Below are 15694 nucleotides of genomic sequence, written 5' to 3'. Positions count from 1 at the left end.
CAGATTATTTGAACTCGCTTTGCCGTACTCGACAGCTGTGACTTGCTATCGCAAGTAATATTTTCAGCCTTGCACAGACTGTTAGTCTGTGCAAGCTATCTGCAGCTTTTGATGCGAACTTTATTCGCTCTATTTCCGACCTCCAAAGGTTTCCCAAACCTTTGGAGCTAGTACTAAAAGCAAACTGAAAGACTATACTACTAAATCCTAGTCAGCGGGCTAGGATTTTTTGGAGGGAAGTATGAACACTCAAGATATTCACGAAAAATTTTTTCGAGATGGGAAGTTGCTTGTCATTCCGAAGAAATTAAAAAGTAAGCAGGTCTTGTTTGCCTACTTGCAGGAGGAATTGGCTAAGAAGGGCTCGACATTTACAGAAAAAGATGTCAATGCCTTTCTAGCTGAGATCTATGATGATTATGCTATTTTAAGACGCTACTTGGTAGATTATGGCTACCTATCGCGTGACCAGTATGGTTTGGAATACAGAATAGAAGAACAGAACTGATGTCATCGAGTAGAGAAAGGATGGCAATCTGATTTTATCAAATCCTAGTTTTCAGACTAGGATTTTTTGCAATTTTTTTATAGAATTTATAGAAATTTCTTGTACAAAATAGTATAATATATATAATTAAAGGCTAGTTTATCAATAGTAGGTATCAACTCAAGGAGATTTTTCCTTGCTGGTCTTAGACCCGAAGGCTAAACGAAAGGGGTAATCTATGCTAAATAGTGATATTCGTGCGAAAGCAAGAGATATTAGAAGTACAACAGATGGGATGATTTTCTTGTTTATGCCCCCCATTTTGATTTCTTTCCTCTCTACTCTGGTTACATCCTACTTGAAGTTTGCTTATGGCTGGGCTGGTATCCCTATTTTTAACAAAACGGTTGAGGAATTTGGAAGTGTTCGTAGCTTTCACATCCACCTATCTCCACCAAGCATATTTTTTAATCTGGCTATAGAATGCCTGATTATCACCGCTTGTTTTCAGCTCATACGACTTGTTCGAAAAGAAGGTTGCCGTCTGACTTTCATGGATTGTTTTAACCGACTGGATGAGAAGAATATCTTCCCGCTGGTTTTAACGGTTATCATTCGAAGAGCCTTGCTCTTTGTGTGCAGTCTACCGATTTTGATTGGAACCAGCTTGATTACTTGGGCGCTGTTAGATGAGGGAGCTTTAGGAGCTATCTATTTTGGACTACTACCAGACATCGGTGCCTTATTTCATTCTAGTAGTATGCAATTAGGGCTAGCCTTGCTCATCATAGGTGGCTTAGTGACCAGTTTTATTGGCTATAGTTTTAGTCTGGTCGAATTTCTACTCTATGACCATCTGGAAATTGGAACCTACTCCTCACCTTTGGTCTTATTCAGACAGAGTTGGCAATTGATGAAAGGAAATAGATGGCGTTTGTTTTTGCTAGACCTGTCTTTCCTGGGCTGGTTTATCGGTATTTTCATGACTTTGGGATTGCTAGCTTTCCATGTTTATCCATATTATTGGACCTGTAGGGTCTTGTTTTATGAGGACTTGAAGGCAAAAAATCCTCTTGTCTTTAAAAGTCTTTTCTCAGAAAGCAATCGGTTTATGTCATCGTCGGTAGTTTAGCTTTTTCTTTAGTAGAGTGAATAGTTGAGTTAACAAGTAGGGAGTTGAAAGGAGGGATGATGATGTGGATGAAGGAGAAGATGGCAGAAGCTACCCTAATCCGTGAGGAAACCCAGGGCATGACGGTCGCCTTTTCGCCTGTAGTGGTATTGTCTATTTGTCATCTTGTCGGGGGCTTACTTGCTGCTCTGCGAGGCTTTCTTCTGCTTAGGCAGGATAGCAGTCTGGTTGTAGAACGTTTGGTAGCCCATCTCTCTCTGGCCCTGGTCACTAGCTCGATATTGAATGCTATCACACACATTCTCCTTGGTCTAGCAAGCCTTCAGCTCATGTCCTTTCTCAAAGGAGAAGTGGATAAGCTTAATGTAAAGGGCAGTCTGTTCCTTCCCAGAAAGGAGTGGACAAAACCAGTCTTAATCACCCTGATTTTCCATTACTTGATTGATTTTCTAGCGGGGCTACCGCTGGTCCTAGGTATTGGCCATCTCATCGCCGGTTTGGTTTTGCATAGTTTGATGATTTTATCGCCTGGGGCAATGGCAGAGCTGGCACTTTATCATCCAAGCCAATTCTTACAGACAGGCTTCATTCTTCTGGTCCTGGGCTGTTTAATCTATTTCTTTATCCATTATCGCTTCTCCCAGACCGTATTTGTTTTATATGATCAACTAACAGAGGACCGCTACCATCAGCCTAGGGCTGTTTTTCAAGAAAGTCAGCTATTGATGAAGGGAGCTTATTGGAAAGCTTTCTGTTTGGACTTGGCATTTTTTGTCTGGTTTATCAGTGAATGCCTGACCCTCAACCTTCTATCTTTTTATGTCAGACCTTATTATCAAATCAGCAGAGCTATTTTTTATCAGGATTTAAAAGAAAGACTGTCAGCTAGTGAATAGCCGACAGTCTTTCTTCATTATTGAGCTGTATTTTTATTTTTAAAGTAGAGGTCGTAAACCAACCAAGCGATGACAAGACCTTGGACGATGAGGCTGATAACGGATCCTTCCACACCGAAAGCACCGCCTGACAACCAGTCTGGGCCAGAGGTTTCTACTGCAATAAAGGCTTGACCAGCCTGGTTACCGCTCACTGGAAAGGCGAAGACATTTCCTTGGAAACAATTCCATGCAGCATGGATACCACCAATCACCCAGAGATTGCCTGTTTTCAACATGACCAGACAGGCCAGAATGGCAAAGAGGGTCAGGTCTAGGATAGGAATGAGGGAAATGGCATTATTTCCCAAGTGGAGAAAGGTGAAGAAGAGGGAGGAAATAAGGATACCGACAGGGATATTGTGCTTGGCAGAAAGGGATGAAAACATCCAGCCCCGAGTGAGTAATTCTTCGGTCGTTCCCTGAACGGACCAGGCCAAGACCAGAATGAGAAATTCTCCCAGAAAGGCGGGTGAAATGTGAAAGCTAGTAAATTGCACAGCCCCAAATCCCCACATGAGCAAAACACAGGCAGTCAACATAGCGGCTCCAAGTCCCCAACCCAGTAGGAAGTCTTTTAGGGCTCCTTTTTTTGTCATCCCAAGCCCAAGCCAAGGACTTTTTTCTACAAATCTTGCCCAGAGGATAACAGCGAGGCTGATAAAGGCAAAGGAAAATAATTCCAAACTTAGTGATACAAATGGGTCATAGATGTAGTTGAAAAATAAGGTCATTATGACTATATAGCCGATAATTTCCGCTAGAATCATCAAGATAATGCCCACGATAGGCGATAGGATAAAATTGAGGTTAAAGCGTGATTTGGCTTTTTCTGAAATGAATGCTGTTTTCATATTTTTCTCCTAGTTTGTGTTTAGTACTAGTCTATCATATTTTCCTATGGAAAACTAGACAGAATTTTGTTAAGCGTGATATAATGATACAAAAGTATAAAAGGAGAATATCTATGAAACTAATGGATTGGCTAAGAGATTTTCAATTTGGTGAACACCAATTGGTAGGTCCATTTTTCTATGCAACCCCGCTCGCTTTGAAATTTGAAGTTGGTCCTGCAGAGGAGGCTGAAACCCTTCCTAAGAAAGTTTATCTGGACCGAGCTTATGCGCGTGCGGTTGAGCTTTTGGAGCGGGCTAGTTCAGGATACGACTATGTGGTTCTCTCTCTTCTTCAAGAGGAAGAAAGGGATATAGCCAGCTACCTCTGGCATTTTACATCGAAATTTAACTTTAACAAGTGTCCTGAGCCTGAGCTAATAGAAGTGGAGGACTGGACGGGAGAAGTGCTGGTCTTTGAACGCTATCTTTTCCCGGTCGCTGACCAAGATTTGGAAGCTCTGTTGTGGGAGATTATCAAGGCTGACCATGGTGGTTTTCACTACCTTTCTGCCTCTCTTATCTTTCTATCTAGCAAGGAAAAGGTTCTGTATCATTGCTATGACGATAGGGGAGTGGATATCGCGGTGGTGGATGATGGCAAGCGTCGTCAGCTCTTTACAGATTGCCATGACCTGCTTTTTGACTATGATATGGAGGAGATGGTGAGGAGGGTGAACAGATAATAACAAATATAAAAATGCACCCATGATATACTACGTATACCATGGGTTTGACTTTCAGTCAAACCCATGATATACTACGTATACCATGGGTTTGACTTTCAGTCAAACCCATGATATACTACGTATACCATGGGTTTGACTTTCAGTCAAACCCTAATAACAACAGTCCTATCACAAAATAAGATTAGGAAACTGAATGGTGTGTTTAGTATAATAACGTGGGTTATTTTTTCATCAAACGCTCCTTTTGTACTAATACAAATGTGTTAGGAAAAAGTAGGAGATATTATGGCAAAGTTTGATATTATTACAATCGAAGACAAGATTCAGCAGTTATTGGAAGTTGGTTTAGACCAAGCTTCTTTTATCTATGAATTTTTGTCTTTTTATGATATTCCAAAAGCGACTATCACCCGTATCCGTAAAGAACAAAGTGGTGAAATCAAGAATAAGCTCTATTTCAAGACTGTTCCCACTGACAAGTCGGTTGTGGCAGGTGTTGCTGAGATTGAAGAAGCAATCAAGGATAAAAAATCACAACCCCGTTATATCATTGTGACCAACTTTGTGGACTTTGCGGCCAAGGATACTAAGACATTCGATACCTTACAGATCCCTTTTAAGGATTTGCCGACCTATGCTGATTTCTTCTTGGCTTGGAATGGCGTCGAGAAGGTAGATTATGCCAAGGAGAATCCTGCGGATATAAAGGCTGCGGAACGGTTCACACGTTTGTATGATGAATTAAAGAAAATCAATCATTTTGATGACCGAAGTCAAGAGGAAAAAGAGTTTAACCTGTTTCTGATTCGACTTCTCTTTCTGTTATTTGCTGAAGATACAGAAATCATGAAAAAGGGTATCTTTACAAATGCCATCAAAACACGCTCGCGAGAAGATGGCAGTGATTTAAATACTCTTTTTAATCAGATATTTGCTAGCTTAGATATTGCTAATCGTTTTAGCCAAGAAAGCTGGTTACAGGAATTTCCTTATGTCAATGGAAAACTGTTTACAGATGCATCAACCAATCTAGTTTTTGATAAGAAAACTAGAAAATTAATCTTGGAAGCAGGGGAGCTCCTCAACTGGAATGAAATCAATCCGGATATTTTAGGGGCCATGATTCAGACAGTGGCTAGCAGCGAGCACCGTTCAAGCTCTGGTATGCACTATACTTCTGTTGAAAATATCATGAAGGTCATCAAACCGCTCTTTCTCGATGAACTGACTGCCAATTTTCAGGCTATCGTAGATAAAATCAATGAGAACGAAGACAAGGACATAACCGAGAGAACCAGGCGAGAGAATAGGGTAGCTTACGAGAAAGAAGTGTCCACACTTCACGAACGCCTATCCAAGATAAAATTCTTTGACCCTGCCTGTGGCTCAGGGAATTTCCTTATTATCACCTATAAAGAGCTTCGTCGTTTGGAAATAAGACTATTAAAAATACTACGAGAACTACGACAAGATGGAAAAATTGATTTCTTCGAAACGTCGAAAATTAGCTTGAATCAGTTTTATGGAATTGAATTAGATGATTTTGCACATGAAGTAGCTAGATTATCTCTGTGGATTGCTGAATATCAAATGAATTTAGAAGCACTAAACGAGATCAATTTACAATCTGCTTTTCTCCCTCTGCGTGATGCTGGAAATATCACTCAAGGAAATGCCCTTAGACTTGACTGGGCTACAGTCGTTCCTCATACCCCAACCGATGAAATCTATCTGATAGGTAATCCGCCTTATATTGGGGCAGTCGGAAAAAAAGGACAAAGTTTAGAACAAAAAGAAGATCTTCGGAACAGCATTTTTCCAATAATTGCAAAGAAAATTGATTATATATTGGGGTGGTTTGTAAAAGGTAGTCGCTTTATTAAGGGAAAAAATGCTAGTTTATCTTTTGTAACAACCAACTCCATTTTCCAAGGAGAACAAGTAGCTTTCTTTTCTACCCACATTTTAAATAATCTTGAAATCAGCTTTGCCTATCCATCATTTAAATGGTCAAATAGTGCAAAAGGAAATGCAGGGGTTACAGTTGCTATTGTAGGGTTACAAAATCCAATCTCTTCATCGAAATATTTGTATGAAAATGGCTCATTAATTGAGGTTCCAAAGATTAATGCATATTTAAGGGGAGGTGAATTCTTCAATATCCAAAAAATTAAGGAGCCAATTAGTAAGCTGCCGGGCACTATGGTTAAAGGTAGTGTTGAGTTAGGGGGCGATAATTTATTTTTCACTGTGGACCAATATTTAAAGTTAATTAGTGAATTTCCAAATGCATCTGGATTTTTGAAAAAAATTATCAATGCTACGGATTTAATGAATGGCACTTATTCATATGTTATATGGCTTAATGATTCGAATTGGACTGAAGCTATAAAGATTCCTGATATTGCTAGAAAAATTGAACAGGTAAAATATTTTAGAGAAACGTCGAAGAGAGCAGGGACAAAAAAATTAGCGAGTCAGCCATGGAGATTTTCAGAAATTAGACATAAAGAGCTACCAGCACTCGTTCTACCTGTAACTTCATCTGAAAGTAGGGAATATTTACCGGTAGATTATCTTGAAGCAGGCATTATCACAACAAACTCAAATTGCGTATTATTTGATGCTCCTATTTGGCTAGTTGGGGTTCTTGGCTCAAAAATGCATCTTTGCTGGCTAAGAGAAGTTGGTGGCAAATTAGATAGCCGATTTAGGTATTCCGCAGATTTAGTATATAATACGTTTCCAATACCTGAATTATCAGAAAGACGTAAAGCAATGCTAGAGGAAGCAGTTCTGGATATGTTTGATGTCCGAGAGGAAGAAGGTGGAACCTTGGCCCAACTGTACGGTGGAGCTAACAAACCGATGAATGCTCGATTGAAGGAAGCACATCTTAAAATTGATGAAATTGTTGAAAGAGCCTATAAGTCAACACCATTTACAAGTGATGAAGAGCGTACAAATCATCTTATAAAGTTATATAAGGAGATGACAGAATGCCAAGACTAAGCAATGATATTTTACTATCTTTGAGTTATGCGATTGGAGATGTGTTCACCGCCCAGCAAATCAAGCGTCATTTTTCGGACTATTGTATAAAATACGATTTGGAAAAGGACTTGTTTCAGAAGAAGAATCTCGAAAGTAAATCCGATTATTGTCGGAGACTCTTTTTCTGCTTTGATGGTGTTGAACAAGCAGGTTTAATTGCTTATTTAGCTGAACAAGATGAACGATTAAAACAGCTAGAGGTGGTACAAAAATCTTTATATCGCTTGGCTGATTCCTATGGTGCTGTGACTTTAACTGTAGAAGAACGGAAACAGACTACAGAAATAGAACGTTTGTTATCTGATTTTCCAGAATGTTTGGAGCTATGGAAAAAATCCCAAAGTCACTACCAGTCCTTTCAATATCGTGAGAGCCTTGATAATGCGAGATTATGTGTGGAGTTGTTTTTGAAATCTTTATTAGGTAACAGCAAGTCTTTGGAAAATCAAAGGGCAGATTTAGGACGTTGGCTAAGTGAAAGAAATGTACCAAATGAGATTGAGAACATGGTTTGGGAAAGTATTGCGAAGTATTCTAGAGTTCAAAATGAACATATTAAGCATGATGTCCCGACAGAATTATCGGTAAATGAAGTTATTTTTGTACTTGACCAAACCTACTCTATTCTCAAATATTTAGCAAGAACATATAAAAAGGAGCAGTCATGAGCCAGCTTTTTGAAGTGACCTATGGTCAGAAGAAAACCAGCGTCAATACCAATGAACTCGGCATGCGTGAGATGCAGGCGCGTGTCTATGAAAAAAGAAATAGCCCCTACCTCTTGGTCAAGGCACCGCCTGCCTCAGGTAAGTCTAGGGCACTTATGTTTGTCGCCTTGGATAAGCTGAAACGCCAAGGCTTGAAAAAGGCTATCATAGCCGTGCCTGAAAAGTCCATTGGCAAGTCTTTCCGTTCGACCAAGCTTTCGGACTTTGGTTATTATTGGGATTGGATCGTCAAAGAGGAGAACAACCTAACCACATCAGGCACCGCCAAAAGCAAGGTAGAAAAGTTTATCAACTTCATCAAGTCTACAGATGAATCGGATGATGTTTTGATTGCCACCCATGCTACGCTCCGCTTTGCTTCTGAACAACTGGATGCAAGCGATTTTGATGGTTGCCTGCTTGCTATTGACGAGTTTCATCATGTCTCACAGGATGATAATTCTGTCTTGGGAAATGCCCTGCGGGAGGTCTTGCAAAAATCAACTGCCCATGTCTTTGCCATGACAGGTTCTTATTTCCGTGGAGATAGTGTACCTATCTTGGATCCTGCAGATGAGGCACGATTTGAGCGTGTGACCTATACCTACTATGAACAGTTGGAGGGCTATCAATACCTCAAATCCTTCGTCATGAACTACAAGTTTTATCGAGGTCGCTACACGGATGCCTTTCCAGATTTATTGCCAGAGTTCATTGACAAGAAGACCATCATTCACATTCCAAATGTCAATTCTGGCGAGTCTTCAAAGGATAAGTATGGAGAAGTGGATGAGATTTTAGATTGTCTAGGGGATTACCTGCATAAAGATGAGCATGGGATTATTCATCTGCGTTCTAAGACAGGTAAAATCCTGAAGATTGCGGACTTGGTGACAGAAGATGGTCGTGACTTGGTCAGCACTTATTTGGCAAAAATGGACAGCGAAGATGAGCTAGATATGATTATTGCTCTAGGGATGGCCAAGGAAGGGTTTGACTGGCCGTTTGCGGAATATGCCCTGACCATCGGCTACCGTTCTTCGCTGACAGAGATTGTCCAGATTATCGGACGGGTCACACGGGACAGTTCAAATAAAACCAGAGCCCAATTCACTAATCTAATCGCAGAACCTGATGCAGAAGACGAGGAAGTCCAATTCTCCGTCAACAATATCATGAAAGCCATCACAGCCAGCTTATTGATGGAAAATGTCCTCTCGCCATCTTTCAAGTTTAAGCGAAAAGAAAGTGAAGCTCAGAAAGCCAAGGGAGCTGAAATCTTTATCAAGGGTCTGACCAAGCCATCAACGGAACGCACCCAAAAAATCATCGAGCAAGATATTACTGACTTAAAGGCTTCTGTCTTGCAAGATGATGTGGTGCAGGCAGCAATTTCTGCGGGTGCAGAGAGCAAGGTCATCAATAAACAGTTGATTCCAAGGGTGATTGCGACCCGTTATCCAGACCTGACACAGAATGAGGTTGAAGAAGTTCGTCAGCATTTGGTAGCTGATTTGACCTTATCCAATGCCAAGAAAGATAGTGAGAATAAGAAACTCTTAAAAATGGCGGATAAATTTATCAACATTGATGACTTGAGTATTGATTTGATTGATAGTGTCAATCCTTTCCAAAGTGCCTATGAGGTGCTATCAAGAGATGTGGATAGTCGGACCTTGAGCTTGATTGCACGGGTATTTGATGCTAAAAAAGTAGACTTTACGACGGATGAATTGCGTATGCTCTATCCTCAAATCAAGGCATTCCAAGCTGAGCATGGACGCTCACCAAGGCGAAATGCTTCAGATTTAGAAGAAGAAAGACTTTATTTTGCCTTAGCTAAACTGGACGAACTCCGTCGTGAAAGGGATAATAAATGATTGAAAATTTTGCAACCTTAGATGATATTTTTGCTGATGAAGCCTTTGAAAGTCTTGTGGCTGGTATTCGTGTCCTTAAAGGAGAAAAACTACACCCGGAGATTGAGAAATTTATGGAAATTATTCACTGGGTTAAGGAACATGGTCGAGAGCCACAAAGAAGCACTCAAATTAAGGAACGGCAGTTATTCAGTCGCTTAAAAGCTATCCGTTCGGATGAGGAGAGAAAGACATTGGTTATTGCTTATGATGAGCTGGATTTGCTAGGAGTTGGACATGATTGATAACTTAGATGATATTTTAAATGATGATGAGTTGTTTGAAAACTTTGAGACAGATAAGTCCTTATTTAGCACCAAACGTTATCAGGGAACCGTCAGGGCTTCGAGTAGGTCCAGTAGTCGCAAACGTGTTCAGACGGGATTTGAGGTCTATCGGAACTTATTTACTCAGGTTCATGCGGATATTGCCAGCGGTAGACGTCACATAAAATCCATTGAAGAAGCCAGTCAAGGAAACCGTATCAGTCGAAAAAATCCCATCAAACAGGGAAATTTCTATGTTGATAATGGTGTCATGCTGTATGTTGCCAAAATTTACGATCCTCAAACAAATGTCGAAGTCAACCAGTCGACTGATCGTAAGTACAAAGTGCATATCGTTTATGAAAATGGGACGGAGAACCATGTTTGGCTCTTGAGTTTGATTTCTTCTCTGTACGATAAAAAACGTTCGGGTAGACTGGTGACAGAACCTCTGGACAGTATTTTGATGCTCGGTGAGGAGGCTCCCACATACCATACGACTGGCTACATTTATATTGTCAAATACGCAGGAAACGATAGTAGATTTATAGAATTGGATAATCTCTACAAGATTGGGGTGGCGACAGACATCAAAAAACGGCTTTCCAATAGTCAAAACGAAGCAACCTATCTGTTTGCGCCAGTTCATCTAGTAGCCAGTTATGACATTCAAAATGTTTCTGCCAATAAGCTCGAAAAATACCTACATGACACCTTTAGCGATAAACGTGTCCAACTGGAAACTATCTCTCCAACTGGCAAAAAAATTTCAGTAAATGAATGGTTTGTGGTAGAATTGGAAGAGATTGATCAAAAAATAAATGAGCTGTTTATGTTACTGAATCTATAACAGCCATTAGCCAAATCAAAGGAGCATATTTATGGGTGCGTTTCTGTTTTTTACATTCGCCATTTGTTATCTGGTTGGCATTATCGCCATAGCAATCGCCTACTCGTTCTTTCGTAGGAAATAGGAGGTATGCTAGATGGATAAACTCGTGATTTGGTTTTTGATTTTGCTCTGGGCTTCACCAGTGATTATTGTTGCATTGGCAGGTGGCTTCGTCATTTTAAGTCTTTTATTTGGTAGAAGGAAATGATGTTCTTGAGGTATTGTAAAATAGCGCGACCTATAGTAAAATTGGAATAGATAGTGTATATGTAAAGGGGACAGGATGATGCCTTACCGTAAATTAACGTCAAGAGATCGGACTTTTATCAAAGGGCAGACGGATCGCTTGCTGAATCAGATGAATAGCAATGCGGAATATTTGGCGACTGTCCAGACCTACGAAGCGGCCAAGGCCCGTGCCAACCAAGCCTATCTGGCTATGGAGCTGGAAGACGACCCAGAGAAAAAGCTACGATTGGCAAAATTGGTTGAAACCTATACTGCCCAAGCCCAAACGATACTGGATGATTGGGAAGTGAGAAATAGCAGAGCTGAAAAGGAAGCTAGGAATATAAAGTTAATCTTGTGGCTGACCGTACTCTTTGTACTTAGCTTTGTCTTCCCAATCAATATCATTTCAGTCATTCTATTTGCGATCTGGTTTTATCGCAACTATCTCCGTTCAAGTAGAGCTGACCAAGAGCCTAAGGCTACTGCGAGCCAGTCCTTGACAGAAGAGGAAAGCTATGAAGACTGGTTGACTGAAAAGATTGTCACCCTCAACAAAGACAAGCGTGAGTGGACTGAAACTATCTTGTTAGCCTATGACGATTTGGATGCTATTGCGGCAGGTCATGGGCAAATGAATGAGCAGGATATAGAAGCTGGCAAGAGTATTCTTCAACGTTATCGAGCTATTCTAGCTGACATTGAAAAATTACCAGCCTCTGACCAGAAAACCTATTATTTGGACTTTCATCAAGAAATGATAGCAGATTTGGAAGCTGTATTTGAACAACTTCATATAGAATAAAAAAATCGGAAACAGACTAAAACTGTTTCCGTTTTTTCGCTATTCGTCAATGGAGAATACCAAGACCATGATTTGTATAAAGGTAAAGCCTAGTATAAAAGGCAAGGCAGCCCAGGAAACGACTTCGATCATTTCACTGACAACCAGGCTTGGTCGGGTAAAGATATCCCATGAATTGAGCCTTGCATAGCGTCCGATGTGAATGGCAAAGCTGGATAGCAGGGAAAGGCCGCCAATCAGAAACAGTCTGAACCAGTAGGACTGGATAGAAAAGGCAGAGAAAATCAGCCGCACACTTTCCACGCCAGTCATGACCCCATAGAAAATACTCGGTACATAGAGCATGAAGAGAATCATGCTTTCCCGTTGCCACAGGACTGTGTTGGCGAAATGCATGTGAACAATGTCCGTCACCATATAGAAGGTATTGGGGTAGAAGAAGAGCCAGAGGAGCCCAGCAGCAATCTTTATGATTTTGGACTTGCTGTGGTTAGTGAGAATGGCAAAATCAAGCGCCAGCAAGGCTAAAAACATATTCCAAGTCAAGTCAGGTGCCGTCACACCGTACCGTTTTAGTCCGACTGCAATGATGAGGAAAAAAAGATGGATAAAAATATTTTTCTTTGTAAACATGGTAGACCTCTTTCAGTAAAATATAAGAGCTAGTATATCATATTGTCTTAAAAAATAGGAGTATGTCATTAAATTGTTAGAGACTTTTTAAGATAGGCTTAAGTCTTGGGATAGAAAAAAGAAACAGCGGACCTGTTTCTTTTGAGTTTATTCATCTACTGCAAAGACTAGCACCATGATTTGTAGGAGGGTGAAGCCAAAGACAAAGGGAAAGGTTTCCCAAGACATTGCCGCAAGCATATTATTGAGGACGGCAAGGGGGCGCGTGAAAATGTCCCAAGAGCGAATATTGGCGTAGCGACCGATGTAAATGGCATAGCTAGAAAAGAGGGACAGACTACCAATAATCAGCAAGCGTAGTCCGTAGAATTTGACATTGTAACTCTTAAAGATGGCTTCCAAGCTTTCTACTCCAGCCATGATACCAAAAAGAATAGCTGGCACATAGAGCATAAAGAGAAGCAGGCTATTACTTTCCCAAAGAGCTGTACTGGTGAACTGAAGGTTGACCAATTCAGTCAAAATGTAGAAGGTATTGGGGTAGAAGAAGAGCCAAAATGGTGTAATCAAAAGCTTGCTGGCGGTGTGATTATTTTGTCGGACCAGAATGGCAAAGTCCAAGGCCAGTAAGGCCCAGAGCATATTCCACATCAGGCTGGTGTTTTGAACGTCATTTAAGAGCATTCCGACGATGATGATAACAAAAAATAGATGGATTAAGAGATTTTTAGGTGAAAACATAGACAACCCCATTCTTTTTCATAACTTCTTCTAGTATAACATATCTTAGAAGGATTGTGGACGGGAAGTCGCTTTGTTTTTGCACAAAAATATGATAAAATGGGGTGTTATCAAGAACAGGGTTTCATTTGCCCTGAGTTGAAAGGAAAAAACATGACAAAAACACCATTTTATATCACCACGCCGATTTATTATCCGTCTGGAAAACTTCATATCGGCTCAGCCTACACGACTATTGCCTGCGATGTCTTGGCTCGCTACAAGCGTCTGATGGGCCACGAGGTTTTCTATCTGACAGGGCTTGATGAGCATGGGCAGAAGATTGAGGAGAAGGCAAAAGAAGCTGGTTTGACACCTCAAGCCTACGTTGACGGCATGGCGGTTGGCGTCAAGGAACTCTGGAACTTGCTAGACATCTCTTACGACAAGTTCATCCGCACGACCGACGATTACCACGAGAAAGTGGTGGCGGCTGTTTTTGAAAAATTGCTGGCGCAGGACGACATTTACTTGGGAGAGTATTCTGGTTGGTACTCTGTATCGGACGAGGAATTCTTCACCGAGAGCCAATTAGAAGAGGTCTTCCGAGATGAAAACGGCAAGGTAACAGGCGGTATCGCTCCCAGCGGTCACGAGGTTGCCTGGGTTTCAGAAGAATCCTACTTCCTTCGCCTCAGCAAGTATCAGGATAAATTGGTTGAGTTCTTCAAGGCTCACCCAGACTTTATCCAGCCAGACGGCCGCCTCAATGAAATCATGAAAAATTTTATCGAGCCAGGCTTGGAAGATTTGGCCGTATCGCGTACTTCATTTACCTGGGGAGTGCCTGTACCGTCCAATCCAAAGCACGTTGTCTATGTCTGGATTGATGCCCTGCTCAACTACGCAACTGCCTTGGGCTATGGTCAGGAAGAAACAGCCAACTACGACAAGTTCTGGAATGGAACAGTTTACCACATGGTTGGCAAGGACATTCTTCGTTTCCACTCCATTTACTGGCCAATCATGCTCATGATGTTGGATATGAAGTTGCCAGACCGCTTGGTCGCTCATGGCTGGTTTGTCATGAAGGACGGCAAGATGTCCAAGTCTAAGGGCAATGTAGTCTACCCAGAAATGCTGGTCGAGCGTTTCGGCTTGGATCCACTCCGTTACTACCTCATGCGTAGTCTGCCAGTCGGCTCTGACGGCACCTTTACACCAGAAGATTACGTTGGCCGTATCAACTACGAACTAGCTAACGACCTTGGAAACTTGCTCAACCGAACGGTTGCTATGATTAACAAGTATTTCGGCGGTCAGGTACCAACCTTTGTTGCTAACGTGACTGATTTTGATGCGGACTTGGCGGCAGTAGTAGCTGACAACTTGGCAAGCTACCACAAGTATATGGAAGCTGTTGACTATCCACGTGCCTTGGAAGCGGTCTGGAATATCATCTCCCGTACCAATAAGTACATCGATGAAACTGCACCGTGGGTCTTGGCAAAAGAAGAAGCTGATCGTGACAAGTTGGCAGCGGTTATGGCTCACTTGACAGCAGGTCTTCGTGTGGTGGCGCACCTCATTCAACCATTTATGATGGCGACATCTAATGCTATTATGGAACAACTTGGTTTGGGAACAGCATTTGACCTTGAAAACCTTGACTTTGCAGGTCTTCCAGCTGGTTTGACAGTGGTCGCAAAAGGTACGCCTATCTTCCCACGACTCGATATGGAAGAAGAAATCGCCTATATCCAAGCCCAAATGGGTGGCAGCTCTGCTATTTCCCAAGAGGAAGAAAAGGAGTGGAACCCAGCTGACGTGGAACTCAAAAACGAAAAAGCTGCGATCAAGTTCGAGGACTTTGACAAGGTGGAAATCCGCGTGGCCGAAGTCAAGGAAGTGGCCAAGGTGGAGGGCTCTGACAAGTTGCTCAAGTTCCGCCTGGATGCAGGTGACGGACAAGACCGCCAAATCCTGTCTGGTATCGCCAAGTACTATCCGAATGAGCAGGAGTTGGTCGGTAAGAAAGTTCAAATCGTTGCCAACCTCAAGCCACGTAAGATGATGGGCTTGCTCAGCCAGGGCATGATCCTCTCAGCTGAACATGGTGACAAATTAACACTCTTAACAGTCGATCCATCTGTGCCAAACGGCAGTCAGATTGGGTAAGAAAATTTAAAAAGGAAGCTTCCGGCTGAGGAGGCTTCCTTTATTATGGCTTCGAGCCAGTTTTTCTCGTAGAGAAAAACAAGAAAACCACCAGCTATGCTGGTGGCTGACAAGGCTTTGAGCTTCCATTTCTTTTTCCTGTTATAATCTAATTGT

The 15694-nt window shown here is 41.6% G+C and carries 14 protein-coding genes; 11 read left to right on the top strand and 3 right to left on the bottom strand.

Features of this window, described 5'->3' with window-relative positions; all coding sequences use genetic code 11:
* Positions 1-241: 241 nt before the first annotated feature.
* From C1G49_RS00365 to C1G49_RS00355, 3 genes are all read left to right on the top strand, one after another.
* Positions 242-508, top strand: coding sequence for a DUF2087 domain-containing protein (locus C1G49_RS00365; RefSeq protein WP_105118056.1), 267 nt, complete (start codon positions 242-244; stop codon positions 506-508).
* 217 nt (positions 509-725) lie between these two features.
* Positions 726-1619 (top strand): DUF975 family protein, encoded by an 894-nt coding sequence (locus C1G49_RS00360; RefSeq protein ID WP_105124182.1) that lies wholly within the window; start codon positions 726-728, stop codon positions 1617-1619.
* Between the two features lie 56 nt (positions 1620-1675).
* Positions 1676-2515 (top strand): DUF975 family protein, encoded by an 840-nt coding sequence (locus tag C1G49_RS00355; protein WP_105124181.1) that lies wholly within the window; start codon positions 1676-1678, stop codon positions 2513-2515.
* A 17-nt stretch (positions 2516-2532) separates the two neighbouring features.
* On the opposite strand, the gene C1G49_RS00350 is transcribed toward C1G49_RS00355, so the two are convergent.
* A complete protein-coding gene (locus C1G49_RS00350; RefSeq protein ID WP_105124180.1) occupies positions 2533-3408 on the bottom strand; it encodes a CPBP family intramembrane glutamic endopeptidase in 876 nt (291 codons plus the stop codon).
* A 113-nt stretch (positions 3409-3521) separates the two neighbouring features.
* Between C1G49_RS00350 and C1G49_RS00345 the strand changes: the two genes are divergently transcribed.
* From C1G49_RS00345 to C1G49_RS00315, 7 genes are all read left to right on the top strand, one after another.
* Positions 3522-4133, top strand: a complete 612-nt coding sequence (locus C1G49_RS00345) for a DUF3885 domain-containing protein (protein WP_105124179.1) — start codon at positions 3522-3524, stop codon at positions 4131-4133.
* A 288-nt stretch (positions 4134-4421) separates the two neighbouring features.
* Positions 4422-7148: a DNA methyltransferase gene (locus tag C1G49_RS00340; protein WP_105124178.1), complete on the top strand. Its 2727-nt coding sequence runs from the start codon at positions 4422-4424 to the stop codon at positions 7146-7148.
* Complete coding sequence (locus C1G49_RS00335) at positions 7136-7858, top strand: hypothetical protein (RefSeq protein ID WP_105124177.1); 723 nt, start codon at positions 7136-7138, stop codon at positions 7856-7858. The genes C1G49_RS00340 and C1G49_RS00335 overlap by 13 nt, the downstream gene beginning before the upstream one ends.
* The gene (locus C1G49_RS00330) at positions 7855-9777 is read left to right on the top strand and encodes a DEAD/DEAH box helicase (protein ID WP_105124176.1); all 1923 of its coding nucleotides are present in this window, start codon (positions 7855-7857) and stop codon (positions 9775-9777) included. Before C1G49_RS00335 ends, C1G49_RS00330 begins: the two co-directional genes overlap by 4 nt.
* On the top strand, positions 9774-10061 hold the full coding sequence (locus tag C1G49_RS00325) for a hypothetical protein (RefSeq protein WP_105124175.1): 288 nt from the start codon (positions 9774-9776) through the stop codon (positions 10059-10061). Before C1G49_RS00330 ends, C1G49_RS00325 begins: the two co-directional genes overlap by 4 nt.
* Entirely contained in the window at positions 10054-10932 is an 879-nt protein-coding gene (locus C1G49_RS00320) for a GIY-YIG nuclease family protein (protein WP_105124174.1), read from the top strand. The genes C1G49_RS00325 and C1G49_RS00320 overlap by 8 nt, the downstream gene beginning before the upstream one ends.
* A gap of 325 nt (positions 10933-11257) precedes the next feature.
* A complete protein-coding gene (locus C1G49_RS00315) occupies positions 11258-12007 on the top strand; it encodes a hypothetical protein (protein ID WP_238595818.1) in 750 nt (249 codons plus the stop codon).
* Between the two features lie 39 nt (positions 12008-12046).
* On the opposite strand, the gene C1G49_RS00310 is transcribed toward C1G49_RS00315, so the two are convergent.
* A complete protein-coding gene (locus C1G49_RS00310) occupies positions 12047-12640 on the bottom strand; it encodes a DUF1361 domain-containing protein (protein ID WP_105124173.1) in 594 nt (197 codons plus the stop codon).
* A 147-nt stretch (positions 12641-12787) separates the two neighbouring features.
* Entirely contained in the window at positions 12788-13381 is a 594-nt protein-coding gene (locus C1G49_RS00305) for a DUF1361 domain-containing protein (RefSeq protein ID WP_105124172.1), read from the bottom strand.
* Positions 13382-13480: 99 nt separating this feature from the next.
* Here C1G49_RS00305 and metG point away from each other — a divergent pair, with 99 nt between their 5' ends.
* On the top strand, positions 13481-15538 hold the full coding sequence (gene metG, locus C1G49_RS00300; protein ID WP_105124240.1) for a methionine--tRNA ligase: 2058 nt from the start codon (positions 13481-13483) through the stop codon (positions 15536-15538).
* The last annotated feature ends 156 nt before the right edge of the window (positions 15539-15694 follow it).

It is taken from the genome of Streptococcus suis, assembly GCF_002960625.1.
Classification (GTDB): Bacteria; Bacillota; Bacilli; order Lactobacillales; family Streptococcaceae; genus Streptococcus; species Streptococcus suis_T.
The sequence above is the reverse complement of the archived record's forward strand: the minus strand, read 5'-3'. Positions and strand labels throughout refer to the sequence as shown.